Source organism: Embleya sp. NPDC020630 (assembly GCF_044334985.1).
Lineage (GTDB): Bacteria > Actinomycetota > Actinomycetes > Streptomycetales > Streptomycetaceae > Embleya.
Window position 1 is genome coordinate 19,681 of record NZ_JBIRUB010000015.1, and the last position, 24,139, is coordinate 43,819.

General features: G+C 71.1%; 17 protein-coding genes. 5 read left to right on the forward strand and 12 right to left on the reverse strand.

Features of this window, described 5'->3' with window-relative positions; genetic code table 11:
* Positions 1 to 15: 15 nt before the first annotated feature.
* Positions 16 to 1,632 (forward strand): MFS transporter, encoded by a 1,617-nt coding sequence (locus ACH4XV_RS35745; protein ID WP_395796589.1) that lies wholly within the window; start codon positions 16 to 18, stop codon positions 1,630 to 1,632.
* A gap of 57 nt (positions 1,633 to 1,689) precedes the next feature.
* Here ACH4XV_RS35745 and ACH4XV_RS35750 read toward each other — a convergent pair whose 3' ends face one another.
* The 10 genes from ACH4XV_RS35750 to ACH4XV_RS35795 all read right to left on the reverse strand — a co-directional run bounded on the left by ACH4XV_RS35750 (position 1,690) and on the right by ACH4XV_RS35795 (position 15,798).
* Entirely contained in the window at positions 1,690 to 2,073 is a 384-nt protein-coding gene (locus ACH4XV_RS35750) for an SHOCT domain-containing protein (protein ID WP_395796591.1), read from the reverse strand.
* 414 nt (positions 2,074 to 2,487) lie between these two features.
* Positions 2,488 to 3,732, reverse strand: a complete 1,245-nt coding sequence (locus ACH4XV_RS35755) for a hypothetical protein (protein ID WP_395796593.1) — start codon at positions 3,730 to 3,732, stop codon at positions 2,488 to 2,490.
* Between the two features lie 291 nt (positions 3,733 to 4,023).
* Entirely contained in the window at positions 4,024 to 4,308 is a 285-nt protein-coding gene (locus tag ACH4XV_RS35760) for an SHOCT domain-containing protein (protein WP_395796595.1), read from the reverse strand.
* Between the two features lie 42 nt (positions 4,309 to 4,350).
* Positions 4,351 to 4,794, reverse strand: a complete 444-nt coding sequence (locus ACH4XV_RS35765; protein WP_395796597.1) for a DUF6325 family protein — start codon at positions 4,792 to 4,794, stop codon at positions 4,351 to 4,353.
* 453 nt (positions 4,795 to 5,247) lie between these two features.
* Positions 5,248 to 5,691 (reverse strand): hypothetical protein, encoded by a 444-nt coding sequence (locus ACH4XV_RS35770; protein ID WP_395796599.1) that lies wholly within the window; start codon positions 5,689 to 5,691, stop codon positions 5,248 to 5,250.
* 229 nt (positions 5,692 to 5,920) lie between these two features.
* On the reverse strand, positions 5,921 to 7,321 hold the full coding sequence (locus ACH4XV_RS35775) for an FAD-dependent oxidoreductase (protein WP_395796601.1): 1,401 nt from the start codon (positions 7,319 to 7,321) through the stop codon (positions 5,921 to 5,923).
* A 24-nt stretch (positions 7,322 to 7,345) separates the two neighbouring features.
* Positions 7,346 to 8,326 carry a spirocyclase AveC family protein gene (locus ACH4XV_RS35780; RefSeq protein WP_395796603.1) on the reverse strand — a complete coding sequence of 327 codons (981 nt, stop codon included), beginning with the start codon at positions 8,324 to 8,326 and terminating at the stop codon, positions 7,346 to 7,348.
* Position 8,327: 1 nt separating this feature from the next.
* Positions 8,328 to 13,553 carry an SDR family NAD(P)-dependent oxidoreductase gene (locus tag ACH4XV_RS35785; RefSeq protein WP_395796605.1) on the reverse strand — a complete coding sequence of 1,742 codons (5,226 nt, stop codon included), beginning with the start codon at positions 13,551 to 13,553 and terminating at the stop codon, positions 8,328 to 8,330.
* Between the two features lie 1,068 nt (positions 13,554 to 14,621).
* Positions 14,622 to 15,158: a hypothetical protein gene (locus tag ACH4XV_RS35790; RefSeq protein WP_395796607.1), complete on the reverse strand. Its 537-nt coding sequence runs from the start codon at positions 15,156 to 15,158 to the stop codon at positions 14,622 to 14,624.
* A 121-nt stretch (positions 15,159 to 15,279) separates the two neighbouring features.
* Complete coding sequence (locus ACH4XV_RS35795) at positions 15,280 to 15,798, reverse strand: hypothetical protein (RefSeq protein ID WP_395796609.1); 519 nt, start codon at positions 15,796 to 15,798, stop codon at positions 15,280 to 15,282.
* Positions 15,799 to 16,745: 947 nt separating this feature from the next.
* Between ACH4XV_RS35795 and ACH4XV_RS35800 the strand changes: the two genes are divergently transcribed.
* The 3 genes from ACH4XV_RS35800 to ACH4XV_RS35810 all read left to right on the forward strand — a co-directional run bounded on the left by ACH4XV_RS35800 (position 16,746) and on the right by ACH4XV_RS35810 (position 19,386).
* Positions 16,746 to 17,774 (forward strand): helix-turn-helix domain-containing protein, encoded by a 1,029-nt coding sequence (locus tag ACH4XV_RS35800; protein ID WP_395796611.1) that lies wholly within the window; start codon positions 16,746 to 16,748, stop codon positions 17,772 to 17,774.
* Positions 17,764 to 18,372: a hypothetical protein gene (locus tag ACH4XV_RS35805; RefSeq protein ID WP_395796613.1), complete on the forward strand. Its 609-nt coding sequence runs from the start codon at positions 17,764 to 17,766 to the stop codon at positions 18,370 to 18,372. Before ACH4XV_RS35800 ends, ACH4XV_RS35805 begins: the two co-directional genes overlap by 11 nt.
* A 201-nt stretch (positions 18,373 to 18,573) precedes the next feature.
* A complete protein-coding gene (locus ACH4XV_RS35810) occupies positions 18,574 to 19,386 on the forward strand; it encodes an SAM-dependent methyltransferase (protein ID WP_395796615.1) in 813 nt (270 codons plus the stop codon).
* 19 nt (positions 19,387 to 19,405) lie between these two features.
* Here the strand turns inward: ACH4XV_RS35810 and ACH4XV_RS35815 are convergent, their stop codons facing one another.
* Both ACH4XV_RS35815 and ACH4XV_RS35820 read right to left on the reverse strand, forming a co-directional pair.
* Entirely contained in the window at positions 19,406 to 20,332 is a 927-nt protein-coding gene (locus tag ACH4XV_RS35815; protein WP_395796617.1) for a helix-turn-helix domain-containing protein, read from the reverse strand.
* A gap of 115 nt (positions 20,333 to 20,447) precedes the next feature.
* Complete coding sequence (locus ACH4XV_RS35820; protein ID WP_395796619.1) at positions 20,448 to 20,681, reverse strand: DUF397 domain-containing protein; 234 nt, start codon at positions 20,679 to 20,681, stop codon at positions 20,448 to 20,450.
* A 214-nt stretch (positions 20,682 to 20,895) separates the two neighbouring features.
* On the opposite strand from ACH4XV_RS35820, the gene ACH4XV_RS35825 reads away from it, so the two are divergent.
* Complete coding sequence (locus ACH4XV_RS35825; RefSeq protein ID WP_395796621.1) at positions 20,896 to 24,126, forward strand: LuxR C-terminal-related transcriptional regulator; 3,231 nt, start codon at positions 20,896 to 20,898, stop codon at positions 24,124 to 24,126.
* The last annotated feature ends 13 nt before the right edge of the window (positions 24,127 to 24,139 follow it).

A 24,139-nucleotide genomic window follows, 5' to 3' on the forward strand; every position in this document is an offset into this window, starting at 1 on the left:
TGGAACCATGTCGTCATGACAGCCGCGATGGGCAGGCCGGTGCGCTCCACAGGGACACGCCTGGTGCTGGTCCCGCTGGTCCTGGGGCAGTTTCTGATGGCCCTGGACAGTTCGGTCATGAACGTGTCGATCGCGACGGTGGCCGAGGACGTGGGTACGACGGTGACCGGGATCCAGGGCGCGATCACGGCCTACACGCTCGTGATGGCGATGCTCATGATTCCGGGGGGCAAGGTCGGCGGGCTCATCGGTCGTCGGCGTGCGTTCATGATCGGTTGTGGCATCTACGGGTGTGGTTCGTTGACCACCGCGCTGGCCCCGAATCTGCCGGTGCTGCTGCTCGGTTGGGCGGTGTTGGAAGGAGTCGGTGCGGCGCTCATCCTGCCCGCGATCGTGGCGTTGGTGGCGGGAAACTTCCCGGCGGAGCGTCGTCCTTCCGCATATGGGCTCGTTGCCGCCGCGGGGGCGGTGGCGATCGCCGCGGGTCCGCTGATCGGGGGCGTGGCCACTACGTACTTCTCGTGGCGCTGGGTCTTCGCCGGCGAAGTCCTGCTCGTGGCGGTGATCCTGGTACTCGCGGCCCGGGTCGCCGACGCGCCCGTCGCGGCGCGAGAGCGCCTGGACGTCGTCGGCGCCGTGTTGTCCGCCGGTGGGCTCGGGGTCTTCGTGTTCGGCGTGCTCAAGTCGGCCGAGTGGGGGTGGTTTCGACCGAAACCCGAAGCGCCCGCCTGGTTGGGGGTGTCGCTGGTCGTGTGGCTGATGTTGTCCGGAGTGGCCCTCGTATGGCTCTTCCTCTCCTGGGAGACCCGTCTGTCGGCCCGGGGTGGGGATCCGCTCGTGGACCCGATGATGCTGCGCAATCGGCAACTCACCGGCGGCCTGACGATGTTCTTCTTCCAGTACCTCGTGCAGATGGGCGTGTTCTTCGTCGTTCCGCTCTACCTGTCGATCGCGTTGGGCCTGTCGGCGTTGGCGACCGGCGCCCGTATCCTGCCGCTCTCGCTCACGCTGCTGGCGGCCGCGATCCTGATCCCGCGGTTCCTTCCGGACGTCTCGCCGCGACGCGTGGTGCGACTCGGCGTCCTCGCGCTGCTCGCGGGGGCGGTGGCCATGATGGCCGCGCTGGACGCGGACGCGGGCCCCGAGATCGTCACGGTGCCCCTGCTGTTGATCGGACTCGGAATGGGCGCGTTGGCGTCGCAGCTCGGCTCGGTCACGGTATCCGCGGTCCCCGACGAGCGGAGCGCGGAGGTCGGCGGCGTGCAGAACGCGGTCACCAACCTCGGTGCCTCGATCGGGACGGCGCTCGCGGGATCGCTCCTGATCGCCGCCATGACCTCGTCGTTCCTGAGCGCCATCGAGCATAATCCGGCGATCCCGGCATCCGTCGCGAGCCGCGCGACCGTGGAACTCGAAGGCGGCGTCCCCTTCCTGTCGGACGAGCAGCTCACCTCCGCCCTCGACAAAGCCGGCACGAGCACGGAGGTGAAACACGCGGCCATCGAGGCGAACGACGCGGCCAGGCTCGACGGCCTGCGGGCCGCGCTCGCCGTCCTCGCCCTCGCGGCCCTCCTCGCCCTGTTCTTCACCGGACGCATCCCCACGACCCAACCCCGCTCGGCACGGACGTAGCGACAGCGGACGAACGCGCGGATGTGTTCATCCCGTGTCGGACGCCGGACCGCGATCTCAGGCCAGGATCTTGGCCTTGGCTCGTTCGTATTCATCGACGGTGATGTCACCGTCGTTCCTGAGCTGGGCGATGCGGGCCAGTTCGTCGGACGTGCCAGGCGTGGCGGCTGCGTCCCGCACATAGGAGCGGAACTCCTCCTGCTGCTGCTCGACCCTGCGCCGGTCGCGTTCGCCCATGCCGCGCCCCCGCGCGATGAAGTACACGAAGACGCCGAGGTACGGCAGGACCACGCACAGAACCAGCCAGCCCGCCTTGCCCCATCCACTGAGGGAGTCATCGCGGATGATGTCCCGGAACACGTGGAAGAGGAGCATGATCCAGAGGATCCACAAGAAGAACCAGAGCATGGTCCAAAAGGCGTTGAGAAGTGGGTAGTCCATGATCGATCTCCTTCGATCAATCCCGACGGGATCCGCGGGGCCGTCCGGGAAGGCGGAGCCGCCGCCCACCTCGCCGTTGCGGGTGGGGCCCAGAGCGCTGGGAGTGTGCTCTGCTCACACGGGATGGGGCACGATGCCCGCGCGGGACGTGTACGCGTCGCGATCGGCGACCACCGCCCACCGGCACGGCGGCGGATATCCGTGGGACACGCCACCGGACGTCGCCTCGGAGCCGCGCCTTCCTCGGCGTGTCGGCAACGGGCCAGGGGCGCTGTACCCGATGTCCGCACCGTCATGGTGGCCCAATCTCCAGTTTACGGCGGGACCTCACCCGATCGCCTCATCCGGCGCGCACCGACGAATTGCCCGACGGGCCGTCACACTCGTGACCGGACCGGCTCCGGGGCGGGGGCATCACGGCGCACCGCCACCGACCGGGCCCGGCCGCCCGTTGTGGGCGGGAGTCCGCGAGAGCGTCGTTCGTCCCGTCGCGGCCAACAGCGCGATGATCGCGAGCAGGGCGAGAAGCACGGCCACGAGCAGCAGGATCGTCCACGCGGTCGGGCGATTCCACAGGGCGAACCACAGGGCGATGACGAGGAGCGCGCCGATGGCGAGCCACCGCCGGTGGGCGGCTACCCAGGTGCCGGTCTTTCCGGTGTGCAGCCCGTGCGTGTCGGCCCACCGCGCGACGGAGTCGGCCGCGCGCTCCATCGATCCGCGCAGGGCCCGCGGCAGTCGGCCCGTTCCGGACAGGTAGGCGCCGAGGGCGACGACCAGGCCCAGGACGATCCCGGTGCGGACGCTGTTCTTCAAAAAGCGCAGCAGCGTGTCGAAGATCGCCGAGGCGGCGGCGGGGGACTGTACCTGGGCGGGCAGGTGATCCAGATAGAAGCGCCGCGCGATCGCCAGGGCGATGGCCACGACCAGGCAGCCGAAGGCGACGCCCAGAGCGGTGGTGACCAGGGCCCGGCGGCGACGCCGGGCCAGGAATACCCCGATCGCGCCGAGCACAACGGCGATGATGGGCAACCAGTTGCCGAGCACGTCGAGCGCGTGTGCCGCTTTCTTGAACTTCCGCAGCTTGTCGGACTGGATGAGCACCATCTGCTTGTCGACGTCGGGAATCTTGTCCGCGGGGCTGACCCCGGCGTTGACGAGATCTTGCTTGACCGCGTCCACCGCGGCCCCGACATCGAGGGTGACGGTACCTTCGTCGACCCCGACCGCGCCCCGGCCCTTGCCGGTGAGCGCGTGGTCGAGCGCCGAATGGGCGGTTCGGTTGGCGTTCTTCCAGACCGTCTCGAACCTGTCGCTTTGGGTGAAGCGGGTCGCCGCCTTGTGGGCGGCCTGGGTTGCCGCGTCGTCCAACTGCGGAGCCAGTGACTTCACGGCGTTGCCGACTCGAGGCGGCAACCCCTGGGACTCCAACCAGGCCGCGAGGTCCGCGGTGACCTCTTTGCCGTCGACCCGAACGTCGACCGCCTTGGTGATCCTTTCGGCCACGGCGGATTCGATCGCCGGGTTCGACGCGAGGGGGGCGATCGTCTCGACGTACCTGCCGGTGTCCAGCACGATGTCGTGCACCCACACGGTGATCAGGGAGAGTGGCACCAGGACGCAGGTGAGTGTGATCAACACGGTCGAAACGACGCTCATCACGATGCGCCCCGCGCGCGAGCCCCGACGATGGACCGGCGTGCGGACGACCCGGGCAGACCCGGTGTTGGGCGGCTCCGACGGCGTGCTCATACCACTCTCCGGGCGACGGTGGAAGGATTGCCATACAAGTCGAATATGCGCGGGGCGTGTGGGGTCGCGCATGTTGAGTTACGCCTGCCGGCATGGTCGGAGACCGAGCCTTCGGGCGGGGCTCGCCCGTTGAGGTGTCTTCCGCGCGGGACGGGGGATCGGGCGCGTGACGACTCGTGACGACTCGTGTCGAGCGAGTCAGGAGCCGAGGATTGCGGCCTTTTGGGCCTCGAACTCGCTTTCACTGAGCACGCCTTGCTGCTTCAGCTCGCCCAATTCCTTGAGCTGGGCGAGCTTGCTGCCCATGTCGTCCGCCGGTGCGGATGGTGCGGGTTCGGCGGCGTAGGCGGGTCCGGTTGCCGGTTGCTGCGGTTCCTGTTGGGCCCAGCGACCGGCCTGGCGCCGGGAGACTCGGTTGGAGACCGCGGTGGCGGTTCCGGCGACGACGGCGGTGCGGGCGATGCCGCGAAGAAGCCCTGGCATGATCTGTCTCCTCTGCTGGGGTGGGAACGACGTCGAAGCGACTCAGGCCGTGCTCTCGGCGGCGTCGAGCGATGCCAGGATTTCCTGGACCGGGATACGTCCATTGGCGACGAGCCGGGCTCCGCCACGCCGCAGGGCCGCTGCGAGCGGGCCCGCCCACACGTTCTCGTAGACGAGGACGGCCGCCGCGCTGCCGGGCTCCAGTACCTTGCTCGCGTCGTCGATCTCGTCCTGGCCGAGCAGTCCCGAGGAGGCTCCCTCGAAGACGGCGAGGTCGAGGTTGTCGTCGCCGGTCAGGTCGGCGAGTTCGACTCCTTGGACCGATCCGTCCGCGTTCTTGCGGACGAAGAGCAGATCCAGCACCCGGATGATGCCACGGTCGACCAGATCGATCAGGAGGGGCAGCCCCTCGCCGGTCATCCGACTTCCGGGAAACTCGATCACCAGGTAGTCGATCGGGCCGGGCTCGTAGGGTTCGTTACTCATGTCGGCTCCTTGTCCGGTGAGGTCGTCGACGTGTGTCGGGTGGGGTCCGCCCCCGCGCCCCCGCGCCTTCGCGGTGTGCGACGATGCCGGGACCGACGGTGACCGTCGCCTTCGTCATTTCAGCAGCGGACGGCCGGCGACGCATCTCGGCTCACGTTCGACTCCCCTGGCCGGGACGATCCTCGCCGCGTCGGCGTCGAGGGAGGCGAACCCCAGGCGAGCCGGTGTGGCCCGTGACAGGCTGCTCCGGAGCCGAACGAGGGAATCCGAAGGTCGGTGCGGCGTCGGTGCTCCATGCGAGGAAACCACCGCCTCGGTGCTCGAAGCGCCCATGGGGCAAGGCCGCCGGTTTCCCCGTTCCACGTCTTCGGGGCCGAACAGGCCCGGGGGGCCCGCCGTGGCCGCAAGCGCCGGGCCCTTGTCGGTTGGCTGAGCCTTCCTGGCGGGGCGCGGTCAGTGGCCCAACGCCGCCTTCGCGGCAACGATGATCAGGCCGAGGACGAGGTTCACGACCCCCTCGGCGACCACCTGCATACGGCGGGCGCCGGCGGCGACGGCGCCGAGGGAAGCCCAGACGACCTGCTGCGTCACGGCGATACCGAGGGCAAGCCACGCGGTGGCGCCGAGGCCGAGGCCGAGCAGGGGGCTCCCGGCCACAACCGCGGCGGGGATCACGGCGGCTTCGACGATGGACCGCTCGTGGCGTGCGACGCGGCGCACTTCGACGAAGTCGGGTCGTGGGCCGTGGAGTCGTTCGCCGGCCAGGCGCGCGTAGACGTGGGCGGCCCAGAAGACGAGACCGGTGATGATGAGCAGGAGGCTGAGTTGCAGTCGTGGATATTGGCCCAGGGTCCCGGCGGTGGCCACCACGGAGGCCGCGAGCAGGGATCCGTACACGGCACCGGCGTAGTCGGTCCGGGACGTGCGCGTCGCGCCTGAGCCTCGCGATCTCTCGGACGGTTTGTGGGAGCGGGCCATGACTTCACAGTAAAAGGCGGAAGCGAACGGCGCCTGTCACCGTCGCGGCCGAGCGGTGGTCCGAGGGGCGGGTTGATGCGTGATCATGTCGTGGAGACCGCGACCGGCGGAGGGTGATCCGCAGCCCGCGGCCACGCCCGACACGCGTCTACCGTGACGGTTTCGTGTGGGACGAACGGCGTGACTGATGGAGTGCGTTGATCGCGATGTGGGTGACGTGCCGTGGATGAATGAGGAGCAAGGGATTGCCGGTCATGTTGGTGACGCGGGCAATGTCGTAGAACATGCGCGGATCCGTGGGGACGCGTTTGTACCACTGCTCCAAGTACCACACGCCCAGGCGGACGAGCACGGGCGGCCGTTGGTCCTGCCAGGCACGGTCGGACAGGGTCGCAAGGGTCCATGGCCGGCTGACCACACGGGCCGAACGCCGTTGGAACTCGGCGGCCATGCCGTCGAGTCGGCCCCCTCGTGTGGTGAGCATGTCGCGCAGGACGAGGGCTTCCAGGGCCGCGACCGTCATGCCCTGGGCATAGATGGGGTTGAACGCGCAGACGGCGTCGCCGAGCGCGATCAACCCGTCGGGCCAGGGTGCAAGGCGGTGGAGATGGCGGCGCCGGTTGGCCGTGTGGGCGTATCGCACCACCGGGGTGACCGGCTCTGATCTCCGCATGGTCTCGTACAGGCCGCCGGCGAGAGATCTCGCGAATGCCTCGAACCCGCCTTCGTCGCCGGGCGGGTGGTCGCCTGCTGCGCCCTGCAGGCTCACCACGAGCCGGCCGCCCTCGGTTCTGAGGGCGAAGGCGCCACGGGAGAAGAGCGGGGCGTGTGGGAGTTCGAACAGGGCGAGCCAGTCGCCGCGGAGTGCCGGGGCCGCTCGGTAGGTGCGGGAGGCGTAGCCCACGCGGGCGTCGACGGTGCTCTCGCGAACCCCGGGAAGGCCGAGGTCGGTGAGCCAGCCGGGCAGGTGCGAGCCGCGGCCGGTGGCATCGGCGACCAGGTCGGCCCGAAGTGTCTCCGTGGCGGACGCGCGGCCTGCCGTGGACGGTCGCAGCCGCACTCCGGTGATGCGCCGGCGATCATTGCTCAGTGTCAGGCCGGTGGCGGCGCATCCGTCGCGGATGTGTACCCGGGGGACACTCAGGACCCGTGCGCGGATGAGCGTTTCCAGCAGGGGGCGGCTGACCATCCGGATGTGGATGTCGGAGCGTAGCGGTGGTGGCGAGCCGTAGGGGAGGTGCAGGTGTCCGTCCAGGCAGAAGTCCGCCGACGGCGCGCCGGCCGCGGCCAGTTCGTCCCCGATACCGGGCAGCAACCGTTCCAGGGCCTGGTGGCCGCGGGCCTGCAACGCGTGTGCGTGGCGTCCCTGCGGCACTCCCTTGCGCGGGCGGGGCTCGGGGGTGAGACGGTCGCGTTCGATGATCGTGACGTGGGTGAACGCGTCGCCGAGCACGTGTGCGCAGAGCAGTCCCGCGATGCCGGCGCCGATGACGACGGCGTGCTCTGGCCCGGGTGGATGGTCGAGATGGCGTCGGCTCACAGGTTTCATGTGCGCGGCTCCCGAGGGGAGAAGTCAGCCGGTGGGCCGGTCCCACCAACTCGGCAGGTCGATGGGGTGGCTGATCAGCGAGGCGAGGGCCATGGTGACCTGGAACCCCAGGGTGCAGACGTTCATGAATCCGATGCCGGCGAGCAGTCGGCTCCACGGACGGGTCCGCCGGGGCAGTCGGTCGGTGCTGCGGAAGAGGTGGGCTTCACGGCCGGGTTCGGCGTGCACGGCCATGGCCAGGACCGGCGCGATGAAGAAGCCGACCACGGCGAGCGTGGAGGTGATGGGTAGTTGGTACCACCGCCCCTCGAAGAAGGTGAGGTTGCCGGGCAGGGCACGCGGGTAGGCGAACCCGCCGAGCCGCTGGTAGACACCGGTCAGGAGGGGCTCGCACACCAACATGACGACGATCGTCAGCGCGAGCGTGCGACGTCGGCTCCAAAGCGGCCGTCGGGCGGCGCACAGCCGAACGACGGCCAACGCGATGATGATCCACAGCAGCATCACCGGATAGGCGATCTCCATGAGGAAGGACTCGACGGCGGGGGTGTCTCCCCGCCATCCGGGCAGATATGGCCCCCAGGTGTCCACGTTGAGGTCGTAGCGGTTGTTCCCGGCCGCGTAGTGGAACTGGCTGACGTAGGGGTTGCTCCAGAAGGAGAAGCAGAACCCGATGAACACGGCGGTGTTCAGGGTGATGCGGCCTTGGGTACGGCACTCCCGCCGACACACCGCGGCCAGCACGAGGAAGAGCAGCCCTGCGCCGACCTGCCCGATGTGAGTGACGACCTTCATCGTGTGGGGGATGGTGTAGTCGCCCGAGGAGTGGGCGTGCGCGTCGCCACCGACGATCCAGCGGGTGAAGACCACGGCCTGCAGGATCAGACAGGCCAGGCCGAAGGCGCCCCAATACACCACCGGGCCGCGCCGGCGACCCGCGGCCGGGACCCGGCCGTTGCCCGGGGTCGCGGAGCCGGAGGCGGTCCGTGCCGACTGTTCCGTCATGTCAGTGATCCTGTTCGCCGATGTCGAGGCCCATGGCGTCGAGCAGCCGGTCGGCGAGGGTGGCGGGGGTGGGCTTGACCCAGATCACTCCGGGTTTCAGCTCCGTGCGCAAGGCGCGCTGGAGACGCTGCTGGAGTTGGACCGCGCCGAGGGAGTCGAGTCCGAGGATGACCATGCTGGTGTGCGGGCCGATATGGCGGGTGCTGCCACCGAGCAGGTCGCGCACGGTCTCGATGACGAACTCCCGGAGGATCGCCCGGCGTTGTGGCATTCCGTCGGCGGCCAGGAGGCGGTCGCGCACTGCGGTCTCCTCCTCCCCGGCCTCCTCGGTTTCCTCGCCGGTGAGCAGCGGGGCGAGCAGGGTGGACGTACGCAGGCTCGGGTAGGGCGCGATCCACCGGGCGGTGTCCACGGGAGAGTAGGCCGGTTGCCGGTGACCGGCGGTCAGGATGCGCTCGAGCGCGTCGATGCCGTCGGCGGGGCTGATGGTGAGGAACCCCCGGTCGGCCAGGTGCCGTCCGCGGCCGACCTCGCTCCAGGCACCCCAGTGGATGCCGGTGGCGGGCAGCCCCCGGTCGAGGCGGTATGCCACCAGGCCGTCGAGGAAGCCGTTGGCGGCGGCGTAGGCGGCCTGTCCCGGGGAGCCGATGAGGGAGGCGATGGAGGAGTAGAGGACGAAGTGGTCGAGGTCATTGTGGGCGGCGGCCTGGTGAAGGGCCCAGGCGCCTGCGGCTTTTCCGCGCCAGACCCGTTCCAGGAGGGCGTCGTCGAGGTTGGCGACGGTGGCGTCCTCCACGACCCCGGCCGCATGGAAGAGCCCGCGCAGCGTGTGGCCCTCCTTGCCGGTCGCCGCGACCGCCCGCGCCGCGACGGCCGGGTCGCCGATGTCGCCGCGCACGACTTCGATACCGGTACCCGCGTCGCGCAGTGCGCGCAGTCGAGCCTCGATTTGCGCGGTGGGCGCGGAGCGTGCGTTGACGACGATCCGGCCCGCGCCGCGCAGAGCGAGCCATTCGACGGTGAGCAGCCCCAGGCCACCGAGGCCGCCGGTGACGAGGTAGGCGGCGCCCGGCCGTACCGGCTCCGAGGGTTCCCGGGTCGGGTCGCCGGGGCCGGTGAGGATCCGGGCGACGTGACGCCCGTCCGGCAGCAGCGCGATCTCGGTGAGCGGTTGCCGGTCGTCCAGCAGTTCGCTCACGATGCCCGGGTACGGGTTGTCGTCGGGCGTGAACTCCAGCGTGCCTGCCCGCAGTTCCGGATGCTCGTACGCCACGGATCGCAGCAGTGCGCGGACGGCCGCAGCAGTCAACCGCGCCTGGTCCGAACGGTTCAGGACCCACAGCCGGGGTGGCCGGTCCTGCTCGGCCAGGTGCCGCACGAGAGTGACGACCCGATGGACGGCCCCGAGGGCGGAATCGCCGGGTGTCTCACCGGGGTGCGCGTCGCCGAGTGTGAGCACGACTCCCGTGCCGGGAGCCGCCGCGGACGCCGCGCCGAGGGCGGAGTCCGGCGGCAGGATTCGGCAGCCGGCCGTTTGTCTCCCGAGTTCCCCGGCGAGGGCGGCGGCCCACGCATCGTCGCCGGTGGTGAGGACGGTCCACCTGCCGTCCGAATTCCGAGGACGCGCTTCGGATACCGGGGCCGCGACCCACTCCTGGTGGCTCAGTCGGGCGGCGAACCGCTCGGTCGGCGGGGTGATGTTGGCGACGCGCAGTCCGCGGATCTCGGCAACGACGGTGCCGTCGGCGGTGGTCAGCCGGGCCGATGCCGTGCAGCCCAGATCGTCGGCCTCGTGGAGTTCGACCAGGGCCGCGCGGACATGGGCGGTCGGCGCGTGGACGCGCACCTCGTCGAATCCCGTGACGACCACCGGACCGGGGGTGAGGGTGTGGTGGGCGAGCCAGACCGCCACCGCGGTTTGTACCACCTGGTCGGCGAGGGCGGGGTGCAGGGACATGGTCCAGGCGGAGACCCGGGCGGCGTCGTGAGTGTGCAGGATGCCCAGAGCGCGATCTTCGGTGGGATGGACCCGGATGCGGTCCAGGGCGGTGAAGGCGGGGCCGTGGAAGACGTCGTGCCGGTCGCGGAATGTGCGGTGCAGGGCCGCGATGTCGTGGTCCCGCAGGTCCGCCGGGGCCAGGTCGGCGGGGGCGAGCGGTTCGGGATGATCGGGACCCAACGGTCGCACGATGCCGCGGGCATGCACGGTGACGCCCGCGGCGCCGGCGGTCACGATCTCGACGTGGGCGATGTCGCCGTCGCGCACCAGTCGGGTGGTGACCCGCGGTTCGGGGTCGAGGACGAGGGGGTTGAGCACACTGATCTCCGAGGCGGTGACGCGCTCGACATCGAACGCATGCGCGGCGGCGGCCAGCATCATCTCCACCACCGCGGTGCCGGGCAGCACCGGTACGCCGGCCACCGCGTGGTCGGCGAGCCAGGGCAACAGCCGCGGGCCGACGGGCGTTTGCCACAGGTGACGCCCCGGGCTGTCGGGATCGTGGACGTGGCCGCCGAGCAGCGGATGCTGAGTGGCGCCCGGCAGAGCGCGGGCGATCACGCGGTGGGTCGGCTCGCCGCCGCCGTGGCGGGAGCGGTGCCAGGCGGTGACCGGGACGTCGCACAGCTGCCCGTCGCCGTAGCGGGACGCGAAGTCGATGCCGTCGTATCCGGCCGCATGGAGCGTGCCGAGGTGGGTCAGGAACGCCTCGCAGTCGTCCGTGTCCTGCCGCAGACTGCCGACGGCTACGGTGTCGGGGATGGCGTCGTGCCGGGTGATATCCAGAATCGGGCGTACCGCCAGCGGGTGGGCGGTGCACTCGACGAACAGTCGGTGTCCTGCGGCCAGCATGGCGGAGATCGCCGTGTGGAACCGGACCGGGTCGCGTTGGTTGCGTACCCAGTACGCCCCGTCCAGCGGTCCCGGCCGCAGGGGGTCGGGCGAGACGGTGGAGTAGAACGGGATGCCGGGATGCGCCTCGGGCACATCGGCCAGGGCGGTGTGCAGCCGGGCGAGTATGGGGTCGACCTGCGGGGAGTGCGACGCCACTTCGACGTCGATCGTCTTCGCCACCACCCCCTCCGCCGTCCACCGCCGGACCAGCGCGGCGATCTGTGTGGCGTCGCCCGACACGACGGTGATGCCGGGCGAGGTGAGGACGCCGAGGGTCACGCCATCCGCTCCGGCGGCCTCGATCGTCGCCTGCACCCGGGCGGCGTCGAGCATCACCGAGGCCATCCCACCACCGGAGATCGTGGCGAGCAGCGCGGAGCGGCGGCAGATCACCTTCACTCCGTCCGCCAAGCCCAGACCACCCGCCACCACCACCGCGGCGACTTCACCCAGCGACTGCCCTACGACCGCGGCGGGCCGGACGCCCCACGAGCGCCAGACGGCGGCGAGCGCCACCTGGACACCGAACAAAGTGGGTTGAATACGGTCCAGCCCGACCATGTGATCGGGGTGTTCGATCATCTCCCGCAGAGAGAACCCGGCTTCGGTACGAATCAGCGGCTCCAACTCTTCGACGGCTGCGGCGAACACCGGCTCCTCCGCGAGCAGGCCCCGGCACATGCCGGGTCGCTGGGACCCCTGGCCGGTGAACACGAACACCGCGCCCGGGTGCTCGGGCGGCAGCAGCGGCGTGCCGGACACCACACCATCGGCCGACTCCTGTACCGCGAAAGCACGTGCCCGGGCGACGAGTTGGCGGCGATCCCGGGCGACGATGGCCAGTCGGTGGTCGGCGTGCGAGCGGCGCTGGGCCAGCGTGTGTGCCACGTCCGACAGCGCCACCGCCGAGCCCGGACCTTCGGCCCAGTCCGCGAGGCGCGAGGCCGCCAGGGACAGGGATGCGGGGGAACTCGCCGACAGGGTGAACACCCGAGCCCTGCCCCCGGGTTGCCGGGCCGGGCGGGGCTGGGCACGCGGAGTGGGGGCGGATTCCAGGACCACATGTGCGTTGGTGCCGGTCACCCCGTAGGAGCAGACGGCCGCCAGTCGCGCCGCGCCGTCCACCGGCCACGTGGTGAGTTCCGTGGGAACGAAGAGCCGGGACGCCTCCACGCGCGTGATGGCGGGGTTCCACGTCGTGAAGCCGGCGTTCGGGGCGATGGAGCCGCGACGCAGGCACTCCACGGCTTTGATCATTCCGGCGATGCCGGACACCGGTTCCGAGTGCCCGATGTTCGTCTTGATCGACCCCAGGGCGCACCGGCCCCGGCCGCGTCCGTAGACCGCGTCGATGGAGGTGTATTCGATCGGGTCGCCCACCGCCGTGCCCGGGCCGTGCGCCTCCACGAGGCCCACCGCACCCGGGTCGATCCCGGCCTTGGCGACCGCTTCGTGGAACAGCCGCTGTTGCATCCGTGTCGACGGCGCGGTCAGCCGCGACGCCTGGCCGTCGTTGTTCACCGCCGAACCGCGGATCACCGCCAGGACCCGGTCCCCGTCCCGCCGGGCATCGGCCAGCCGCTTCACGACCAGCACACCCGCGCCCTCGCCCCGCACGTAACCGTCGGCACGCGAGTCGAAGGCATGGCACGCCCCGCTCTCCGACAGCAGCAGCGGAGCCTCGTAGTAGTGCGTCTCGGGTGACAGCATCAGGAGGACCGCCCCGGCCAGGGCCGTGTCGCACTCGCCCAGGGTGAGCGCCCCGCAAGCGGTGTCCAACGCGACCAACCCGGAGGAGCAATGAGTACTGACCACCATCACCGGACCGCGCAGGTCCATCGCGAACGCCACCCGACCGGCCGCGCTCGCTGTGAAGTTGCCGAATAAATAAGGGCTGTTGGGCGCGTCTTCGACCGGCTGGGCCTCCCGGAACAGGTTGTCCGGGGCATACGTACCCATGTAGACGCCGGTCCGCGAGCCGCGAAGTCGTCCCAGGGGGATCCCGGCGTGCTCCACCGCCTCCCAGGCCACCTCCGTCAGCACCCGAAACTGCGGATCCACCCACGCCTGCTCCACCGGAGCCACCGACAGCGCCTGCGGATCCCAGGCCCACACATCGCCATCGAGGAAGCAGCCGTACCCGGCCCGCACCGCGAGCTCCGGGTCGTGCACCCCGGCCAGGCGGGCGGCATCCCACCGATCGGCCGGCACCGGGCCCACCGTCGAGCGCCCCTGGGCCGCCAACCGCCACAACCCGCCCGGACTTGTCACACCGCCGGGGAACCGGCAGCCGATCCCGACGATGGCGATGGACGTTTCGTTGCGGGCGGACATGGCAAGTCCCCTATTCGGCGCAGCGGCAGTCTCCGGGCCGTGGACGAATCGGTACCGCGCCGGCCGTGCTCTCGCCAGGGCGCGGTGTATCGATGGGCTCGAGACTCTGATGACGTCCGCGGTCGGCGGGCACGCCCTTGGGGGCACTGGTGCGGCCGTGCGGCACGCGGTACACATGCCGACTCCGACGGGCCCCCGCGTGAGGCGACGAGCCGGAGCGGCCCCGTCGTTGCGGCTGCCACATTGACCACCTACCGGTACCAGGCGCGCATCCCCGCACAGCGGAGACGTATATGGCCGAAATCTACTGCTTCTTGTCTTTCTTGGACATGGCCAGAGACAAGCCATTCGGAGTATTCGGGTGCAGCAGCACGCGGCCGACGACCCTGGGGCGTGGCAAGGGTTGCAACTCCTTGAGAGCGAGTCCTCCGACGTGGTCCGGAACACCATGGACTTCGGCCGACCCGGGGTCCGTGGTGTTCGTCCCCGACGGAGAGGTTCCCTCTTCCGCGCGCCGAGACCGGCCGGCCGTCCTTCACCGGGGCAACGTGTGGATCCGCTGCGGGTGCGCTCACCGGTGGCACGAACCCGAGCCGACCGCAGACGAGTTCGATGAACGGGGCGCCGAGCCCCCTGATCGGTATCGGCCATCTTTCGATGAGGCCGTCGCGTCCATGGGATTCGACGAAACCTTGCGCGGAACGTAACTTCCAGCCATGGATCAGTAGCACAGCGGTGGATGACCGGTTGTGCCAACCCTGCGGGTGTCGGGTCCGGTTCCCGACGGCCGCGACAGCCGTGTCCAACTCGTAGCGATAGTGCCGGCGTTCGGGATTTCGACCACGGCACCGCCGACGACCGGCCATCCGCCGGGACGGCGCCGGCGGATGGCCGGTGGTGGAGCCTCGTCCACCCGTATGCCCGCCGCCGCGGTCGCGACCCGGCTGTCCGGTGTCCGGTCCGGGCCCGATACGGCGCTGCGCCGATCGCGATCGTGACGGTCCGGGCGGGAGGTACCGCGGCGGGGGCCGGCCTCGACGATCACCGGCATGGGCCCGTCGGGGTATGTCAGTCGCGGTCCGATGCGGACAGCGTGTCGGCGACCATGCGGGTGGCGAAGTCGGGGTCGTCGGTGAGGTGATTGATGTGTGCCGCGAGCAGAAAGGCGGTTGCCTCCAAGGGAGTCATCTCGTCCTCGGTCCAGCTTCCGTACTGTGCGCGCCACAGACTTGGGCTCAGGCCCGTCCCCGCGGCGACGACCAGGCCGGCCATGGTGGGGATGGCTTCGGGACGGATGCTCATGGGCATCCTGCGCAGTGTGGCCACGAGGTTGGGCACCACACGTTCGATGGCGTCCATTTCGTGCTCCGCATAGGCGACCCGCAACCACTCCATGAACAGGAGGATGAGCGTGCATGCGCCGTCCAACACGGCCGCCGCTCCCTCGGGGCCCACCGACGCGACGAACCGGTCCGTCAACTCCTGCTGTTCCGGGTCGGTGTCGATTCGGTCGCCTTGGATGCTCTTGAGCCGAGAGTCCACCATCATGAGCGCCGCACCCACGTCGCCGACAGGGGCATGTAAAGGATCGCAGGGCGATGACACGGAACACCTCCTCGCACAGCCGCAGGGGTAGCGCGACATGTCCGCAGATTAGACCTCGGGTGCGGTTCGGATGTCGCGAATCTCGGCATCGGCACCGTTGGGGAAGCGGTTTTCCATGATGCTACGCGGGTTGTGTTCGGGTGGCGGTTCGCGAGTTCAGGTAGTCCAAGAACAGCGATTGCAGATCCGGGGTCAGGGCGATGACGTCCTCGCTCGTCGGGACCAACGCCAACCCGCCTCCCTTGGGGAGGCCGCGGTGAAATGCGGCGTCGGTCCTGCGCGCTTCGAACAGACGCCCGTCCGGAGACAGCACGAGGCTGTGTTCGCTGGAGCCGGTCTCCGGTGCGAACGTCGCCAGTTCCCAGCCCTTCCCGACCTCCTCGAAGACCCGCACCACGTGTGTCTTGCGGCCGAAGAGGCCGGCTTTCTCCTGGCGAGTGTCGACGTGCAGGAACAGTGGTACGAGCTTCCGTGGCGGCAGCCGCCCGGCTACGTCGGCCACGAAGGCGGTGAGCTCGGGAGTCATCCCAACGCCCCGGCGCGATTCGATGCCCGAGAGCCTGAGGCGCTCCCGCTCTTCCGCGAAATTGATCTGTTCGATCTCGTGCTCCCGGCTTCGAGCGTCGTCGACCGGCCCCATCCGCCACCCCCACGTCCCTGGTGTCCGGCACGTTAGCCCGCGATGAGCCGTCGTGACGCACGAATGGCCAAGAACCGCCGCGCGAAGGCGCGGAACGAGCCGGATGGTCGGGCCCGGGGCACGTGATTCGAATCGCTCCGGGGTCCGGCGTCTACGCTTCCTCGCCGCCCGGGTCATCGCCTACGCCAACGACGTCCTGGGATGTCCCCACAGGCAAGCCCGGCCCGTCCTGCGCCGACCGGCGGCGTGACGGGACGAGCGGGGAGCCGGTGTGCGTTGTTCACGGGAGGGCACCCCGCGCCGGTCACCACGACTATGAAGATCCCGACGGCGACGGCTGGATGATTCGCCTCGGTGGGGGATGGGGGGTGGCGGTGGGGCGGGTTGATTTGGGGGCGGGGGTTTTTGGGTGGAGCGGTGGGTGATTTCTTTGCATATGCAATTGCATGGGTGTCACTCGCAGGGGTGGATTCGTGGTCCGGGTGGGCTTTGGGGTGATGGATCGGAGAAATCGGGATGTTTTTCCGTGGTGACGTCTTCCGATCGGGTTTCTCCGGGTCGTTGTCGGGTTGTGGTGCGTGACCTGCGCTTCTTTGGGCGCTGTGGGATCGTTGTCGGCGGATTCGGCGGGGTTCGTGGGCGGCTTCGAGGCGTCGGATGGCCGGCCGTGCATTTGCATTTCTTGGGTTTCCTTGGCGTTCGGGAAACTCTCGGGGTAGCTTCCGGAGCGTCGGACGATCCGGATCGGCGGTCGTCGCCCCGGGGTCGCGAGGGAACAACGATCAAGGAATCGACATGGTGGACGACTTATCCGCCGGAGGAGTTTCGGACGATCTCCGGCGATTCCCGAGAACGGCATTCCCCGCTTTCCGTTCGGGGAAAGCATTCGGCGTGCGGCGGCGGGCCGGCTCCGGGGCCACGCCCGGGACCGGAGGGAGAGACACGGGATGAACGCCCGCAGGGGCATCACCACGTGCGCCGCGTGCGGTCGACGCTTCGCGCGGCGCGACACGGGCGACCGCAAGCGGCGCTACTGCGCCCCCGGGTGCCGGCGACGGGCGCGCACGGCGCGGGAGCGGCAGGCGCCGCGGGCCGCCGATCCTCGGGGGCTGGAGGCGGGCATCGTGGCGATTTTGCGTCGGGTGGCCTGCGCGCTGGAGGAGGCCGAACGTACGCGCGAGCCGTTGCGGGTCCGGCTGGCCTACGCGGACCGGCTGAGCGGGGAGACCCAGCGGTATCGCGCGGTGGTGGGGGAGGCCCGTCCCGGCACGGCGGTACGGCTGCGCCCGGAGTGGTCCGCGCAGTTGGCCGCGCGTCTGGGGGCCCGGTCGCATCCGGGCGACGACGCGCGCGGGGACGCGGACCTGTCGGCGTCCCAGCACGCCGGCGAGCGGCTGGCGGCGGCGTTGCGCGAACTGCGCCGCACCTCCGGGCTCACCGTCGCGGACCTGGCCTGGCAGGCCGGGATCAGCGAGGAGTTCCTGGCCCGAATCCTGGCCGGCGAGGTGTTCGCGTCCTGGCCGGTGGTGGAGACGTTGGCCGCGAAGCAGGGCGGCGAGGCGGCGGAGCTGCGTGCCCTGTGGGAGTGCTCGCGCGGGGTCGACCACGGCATCCGGCGCGAACTTCCGGACCTGGCCGCGTTGTTGACCGCCATGGTGCGCGGCCTGTGGTTGGCCGCCGGGCAGCCGGCATCGGATCGGATCGACGGTGATCCGTTGCGCCCCGGCACGGTCGAGCGGGTCCTGGCCGGCGAGCTGATCCCGGACCGGGCCGTTGCCGAGCTGCTGGTGGAGCGACTGGGCGCGCACCCGGACGTGATCCGGCGGTTGTGGAAGCAGGTGCACTACGGCGTGCTGATCCGCCTCGGCGACGCCGGATTCCCGGCCGGGGGACTGCCGTTCGCCGCCCTGCCGGGGCCCGAGTCGCGCCCGGACCCGGTGACCGGGACGCACACCGGCGACGGCGATGTCGGCTGACCGGGGTGCGGCGGCGCGCACCGCCGTCCGGACGCGCGCCGAAGCGCCGATATCCGCCGCGCCGGAGTCGGATCGCGCCGATGGCGAGCCGGCCGGGTCCGGTGGATCGGCCGGGGCGCCGATCGACTTCGCCGCGTTCTGTCTGCTGCATCGGGCGCGGTGGGCGCAGTACGCCCGGCACCGGGTGGGCGATCCCGTCCGGGGCGAGCGGGCCGTGCAGTCGGCCGTGGCCGAACTCGCGGGCACCTGGGCCGACATGCTGCGCGGGCCCAATCCGACCGCCGGGGCCTGGCGGATCCTGGGCCGGGCCGTCACCGCCTCGCACGCCCCCGCCCGGGGCACCCTGTACGACGCCCTGCCGTGGCCGCAGGCGGACGCGGTGGTGCTGCACTACCGGCTCGGCATGACCCTGACCGCCGCGGCCGACCTGATGGGCACCGATCCGCCCGAGGTGGCCGCCCAACTGGTCCTGGCCGAGCGCAGCCTGCCCACCGCCGTGGTCAGGACCCTCGAACGCCGTCCCGACGCCGCGCCGCGTCCGGACGGCCGCGACGCCCCGATCCACCCCCGCGGCCCCGACGGCCCGGGCGGCGGATGAGGGCGTGCGGGTCGTGCGCAACCCGTGCCGCGCGACCCGCTTCTCCCCCCACCGTGCCGTTTCGCGCCGCGTGCGGACTCCCGACTTCCCGGCCCGAGTGCCCGCCCCGGCGCACGTCACGCATCTAGCATGGTGCGCGCACGGGCGGCGACCGGAAGACCGCGGTGGATTCCGGCGAGCGCGGACGCACGAGGGGGCGCGATGGGGAACGCGGACGGACCGATGCCCGAGATCGACGTGGACACACCGAGTGCCGCACGGATGTACGACTGGTATCTCGGCGGCACCGACAACTACCCGGCCGATCGCGCGGCTTGCGAGGAACTGCTCAAGATCGTCCCCAGCACGCGCGAACTGGCGTTGAACAACCGGGCGTTCCTGCGCCGGGTGGTCCGGGTGCTGGCCGCCGAGTACGGCGTACGGCAGTTCCTGGACCACGGATCCGGGCTGCCCACCCGGGACAACGTGCATCAGGTGGCGCAGCGCGTGGACCCCGCGTCCCGGGTGGTCTACGTCGACAACGACCCCATCGTGCTGGCGCACGGGCGGATGTTGCTGGAGGAGAACGCGAACACCGCCGTCGTCCAGGCCGACATGACCGATACCGACGGCATCTTCGGGCGCCCCGAGGTCGAGCGGCTGATCCGGCTCGACGAACCGGTCGCGGCGCTGTTCGTCTCGGTCCTGCACTGCCTGCCCGAGTCCGCCGAGCCAGGGGCGATGATTCGCCGGGTCGCCGACCGACTGCCCCCGGGCAGCTTCATGGTGATCTGCCAACTGGTCAGCGAGGACCCGGCGATCCGGGACGGCGTGAGCGACTTCATGGCCCAGGCCACCGGGGGCAATTGGGGTCGGGTGCGTGATCGTGCCCAGGTGGACGACTACTTCACCGGGCTGACCGTGCTCGATCCCGGGCTGGTGGAGGTGTCCACCTGGCGCCCCGACTCGCAGGTCGCCGCGCGCCAACAGACCGACGAGTGGATCGAGTACGGCGGCCTGGCCCGGGTGCCCTGAACCGGATGCCCCAGAGGCGTCAGCCTTCGGCGGCCGCGGTGAAGTGGCGTTCGGCGTCGCGCAACATACGTTCGCTGCAGTCCCGATTCTCGGCCGCCGCCCACAGGCGGAGCAGGATTTCCCGATAGGCGTCGATGTCCGCGCGCCTGCTCAGGTACGTCGCACTGTTGGCCTGCTCCAGGTAGATCATCTCGCTCGGCCCGCCCGAGGCGAAGCGGAGATAGGTCATCGGCGACGGCGGGGCGACACCGGCGGCCCGATCGAAGCGCACCACGCGGATGTTGATCCGCTCCCGCGCCGACTCGGCCAACAGGTGTCGCATCTGCGCGGCCATCACCGCCGGACCCCCGACGGGTCGGTGCAGGATGCCCTCGTCCAACAGCGCGGTCAGATCCGGGCGATGCTCGTCCGCGAGCAACGCCTGGCGCTGGAGCCGCAGTTCGATGCGACGCTCGACCTCCTCGGGCGCGGCGCGGGGCAGGCCCGAGCGCACCACGGCGCGGATGTACTCGGGCACCTGGAGCAGGCCCGGCACCACGTGCACCTCGTAGGTGTCGATCTTGGTCGCCGAGTCCTCCATCCCGATCAACCGGGCCAGCCAGCCCGGCATTACGTCGCTGTAGTGGCTCCACCAGGCCCGCTCCAGCGCCTTCTTCAGCAACTCCTCTATCTCGGACAGGGATTCCTCGTCCCTGACCCCGTAGTAGCGGACCAGGTCGAAGACGTCCCGGGGGCGCGGCGGGCTCTCGCCGCGCTCCAGTCGGCTGATCTTGGACATCGACGCCCGGATCGCCTCGGCCGCGTCCTTCAGCCCCCGGCCGTTGTCCAGCCGCAACTTGCGCAGCGTGGCGCCGAGCACCTTGACGGCCGCGGCCGGACTGGTCTGCTGGGTGAGGGACACCACGGGTGCGATCGACGGTGCACGGGCCGGGTGTTCGGCGGACATGGGGACTCCAAGGGGCAGACGGACGTCCGCCATTATCCCGAGACGGGATCCCGCGTGTCCGTCGATTGCACGACCGCGGCGCGGTCCGGGGCAGCGGACCGCGCCGCGCTCCGGGTCAGCCGATCGGCCCGGCACACCCCCGGAGCCCGGGGTTCCCGACGAAGCCGGCGAGGCTCGCCCGGGAGTAGACCAGGGCCGGACCCCGTACCCGCCGCGAGTCGCGGACCGCGATCGCGCCGCCGGGCAGCAGCGCCACCTCCACACAGTTGCCCTCGGCCGTACTCGCACTGCTCTTCACCCAGGTCACCGACCCGAACGAGTCCGCCGCATCCCCGTTGCCGGCACGCATCGTCATCACCTTCCCGCTTCCGTCCGATCACTGCCCCGTATGGCGCGACCACGGACGGTTCCGCTGTTCGTGCAAAACCAGGTGCATTCGCATCATGGAACCGATGGCGGGCGCAGTCACGGGAATCGCCGAACCAAGTGGGCCCGATTCCCCGCGTCAAGGGGCGATTTCGGCCCGGATCGGCGGGTTTTACGCCGTGTCGGATGGTGTTGAAATGCGTTCGACGGACGGTCACAAGATCCTTGCGTACAGTTGGAGATCGGGTCTTGTGGCACGCCACCGCAATGGCGTAACAAGGAACCCGCTGCTGGAGACACAGTTGATCGGCGTGCCCCACATCCCGATTTTCGGGCCGCCGTGCACCGCGTCGGACCGGGGGGCCCGCGCGGTAGGAACGGAACCGCAAGCGCACGGCCGGCCCCGGGGGGACGGTGGTCGAGAACGTACGTGTCCAACCGCTGCGGCCCCGCGGGGAGCCGTCGGCGGCGTTCCCGACGACAATCGGGCTGCCCGGTCTCCCCGCAGGGTGTCGCGGTGCGGGCCGCGCTGGGGGGAAGGGGTCGCTTCAGTGGAACCGGAGCGGGTATCCGAACTTTCCGATCTACTGGCGCACGCACGCGCCTCGCGGACCGGAGCCGGCGGACGCGCCGTGATCATCCGTACCGCGTCGGGCATGTGGTGCCGCGAACTGCTCGTCGAGTTCACCGAGCGCCAACGCCGCGCGGGCGCCGCTCCCGTGCTGGTCTCGTGCCAGCACCGCGACGCCCGCGAACCCTTCGCCGCGCTGCGCCAGTTGCTGGCCGGACTCGGCGACGCTGCGCAACCGGCCGGGGAAGACCGGTTCGACGAACTGCGCCGCGCGCTCCCGCACACCGTGCCCGAGGACCACGGGCGGCCGCTGTTCGACGAGTTGTACGAGGTGCTGCTGCCGGCCGTCCGGCGCTGCCCCCGGGTGATCGTCGTCGACCACGCGCAATGGATGGACGATGCGTCGCTGCGGTGGTTCGCGCACCTGGTGCGCCGCTTGACCCGACTGCCGCTGCTCGTGGTGCTCGGTGTGCGCGTGGACGACGATCTGCCCGCGCGCGACGCGCTCGACGACATCGGCGCGCAGGCCGCCTGCCACGAGAGCACGCTGCGCCCGCTGTCCGTGCACAGCGCGCGGGAGTTGGTGCAACGCGCCTACGCCGGCCGGGTCCCCGACGACCCGTTCGTGCGGCTGTGCCACCACGTCACCGGCGGGGTGCCGGCGTATCTGGTCCGGTTGATCGACACCCAGCTCCAGGCGGGACTGCCGCCGGAGCTGGGCCCGATCCGCTCCGGCGTACACCTCGACGGACGGCCCCGGCAGACCCGGGCCGATCACATCCGCCGGATCGCCGCCCGCATCGAGGCGACCGCGGTGACCACCCGACTGGCCCGCCAACCCGAGCGGGTCCGGGCGTTGGCCCAGACGGCCGCGCTGTTCGGTGACGGCGCCGAACTGGACATCGTGGCCGACCTGCTTGGCACCGGGCCGGACCGGCTGGACGGACCTCTGGCCGAACTCGTCCGGGTCGGCGTGCTGCGCGGCACACCCCCGGGCGGCCGGTTGTCGTTCCGCACCCCCGAACTGCGCGACGCCGTGCACGACACCATCCCCGAGACGCTGCTGCGCGATCGACATGTGCGGGCCGCCCGCCGGCTCGGCGACTACGGCGCGCCGCCGACGCGCGTCGCCGAACACCTGTTGCGTATCGATACGTTGCACGTGGACGAGCACGCGTGGGCGGGGGCGGTCCTCTACGAGGCTGGCCGGGCCGCCTTGGAGGCGGGGGCGACGTTGCGCTGCGCCGAATACGCCCGGCGCGCGCTGCGCGACGACCCGGCCGCCGAACACCGGGCGCGCCTGCTCGTGCTGCTGGGCCGGGCCGAGGTGCCCACCGCGCCCGAGGCGGCCGCGCGGCACCTGGAGGAGGCGCTGCGGCTGCTCACCGATCCGGGTGAACGGGCCGAGGCGGTCCTGGAGTTGTGCCACGCGCACGTGCTGCGCCAAGGGGACAGCGTGGAGGCGGTGATGCGGCCCGCCCGGGACGCGGCGGCGCGACTCGGCGAACTGGCCGAGCGGAACTGCCCCGACCCGGACGTGCGGCTGCGGCTTCGGGCGATCGCGCACCTGGGCGAACCGGCCGCCGAGGCCCGATCCGACCGGCAGGCCCGATCCGCCCTCGACCGCGCCGCCGCCGAGGTCACCGGGGTCACCGCGGGCGAGCGCGAACTGCTTGCCGCGTTCGCGTCGGACAGCGCGTGCCGGGCCGAGCCCAGCGGCATCGCGCTGGACCTGATCGAACGCGCGCTGGCGGGCGAGCCGCCTCGGGGCAGCGCGTCGGCGCTGCTTCTGCTGCGCAGCGTGGTGGTGCTCGCCTGGGCCGGCCGGCTGGACGAGGCCCGGGCGTGGGCGGGCAGCCTGACCGCGGCGATCCCGACCGGCCCGGCCCACTCGCGGATCGGCCTGCCCGCCGTGGTCGCGCACTGCCTGTGCGCGGACATCGCGCTGCGCGCCGGGAACCTGGCCGAGGCGCTGGCCGAGGCACGCACCGCCGGCCGGCTTGCACGCGGCCCCGAACTGTCCGCGCTCACCCAGCTGACCAGGGTGCAACTGGCTCGCATTCGGGTGGTGTTGGGCCAGTACGACGCGGCGACCACGATGTTGCGCGGGGCCCTGGGCGTGCCGCGCGCACGGGCCACCGCGCTGGGTGTGCGGGCCCGATGTAGGTACGCGGCCGGGGACCCGCGCGGGGCCCTGGCCGACCACCTCGAATGCGGCCGACGGCTGACCGAGCTGGGCATCGTCAACCCGGCGCTGAGCGACTGGCGCGGCGGCGCCGGGCTGGCCCTGGTGGACCTGGACCGGCGGGCCGAGGCGGCGCCGCTGTTCGAGGAGGGCCTGGAGATCGCCCGCCGCTGGGGTGCGCCCGCCCCGATCGGCGAGGCGCTGCGCAACCGGGCGCGGATCGAGGGTCCGCGCGGCGCCATCCGGCTCCTGGAGGAGTCGGTGGCGATCCTGGAGCCCTCCGGCGCGCGGCTGCAACTGGCCGAGTCCCTGGTGGAGTCGGGCCGGGTGTACGCGCTGGCCGGCCAACCGGCGGCGGCCCGCCAGGCGTTGCGGCGCGGCATGGGGCTGGCCCAGGAATGCGGCTGGGACCTGCTGGTCGAGCGGGCGCACAAGGACCTGCTCGCCTGCGGCGGCCGGTTGCGCCGGACCAGCCTGTCCGGCCCCGGCTCGCTGACCCCCTCGGAGCGGCAGATCGCGGAACTGGCCGCGGCCGGGCACACGAACCGGGCGATCGCCGAGTCGTTGTGTGTCACGCGCGGCACGGTGGAGGTGCATCTGACGCACGTCTATCGGAAGTTGGGCATCTCGGGCCGTGCCGCGCTGTCCACGAGACTGGCCTCGACGCAGTGACGGTGACGCGCGT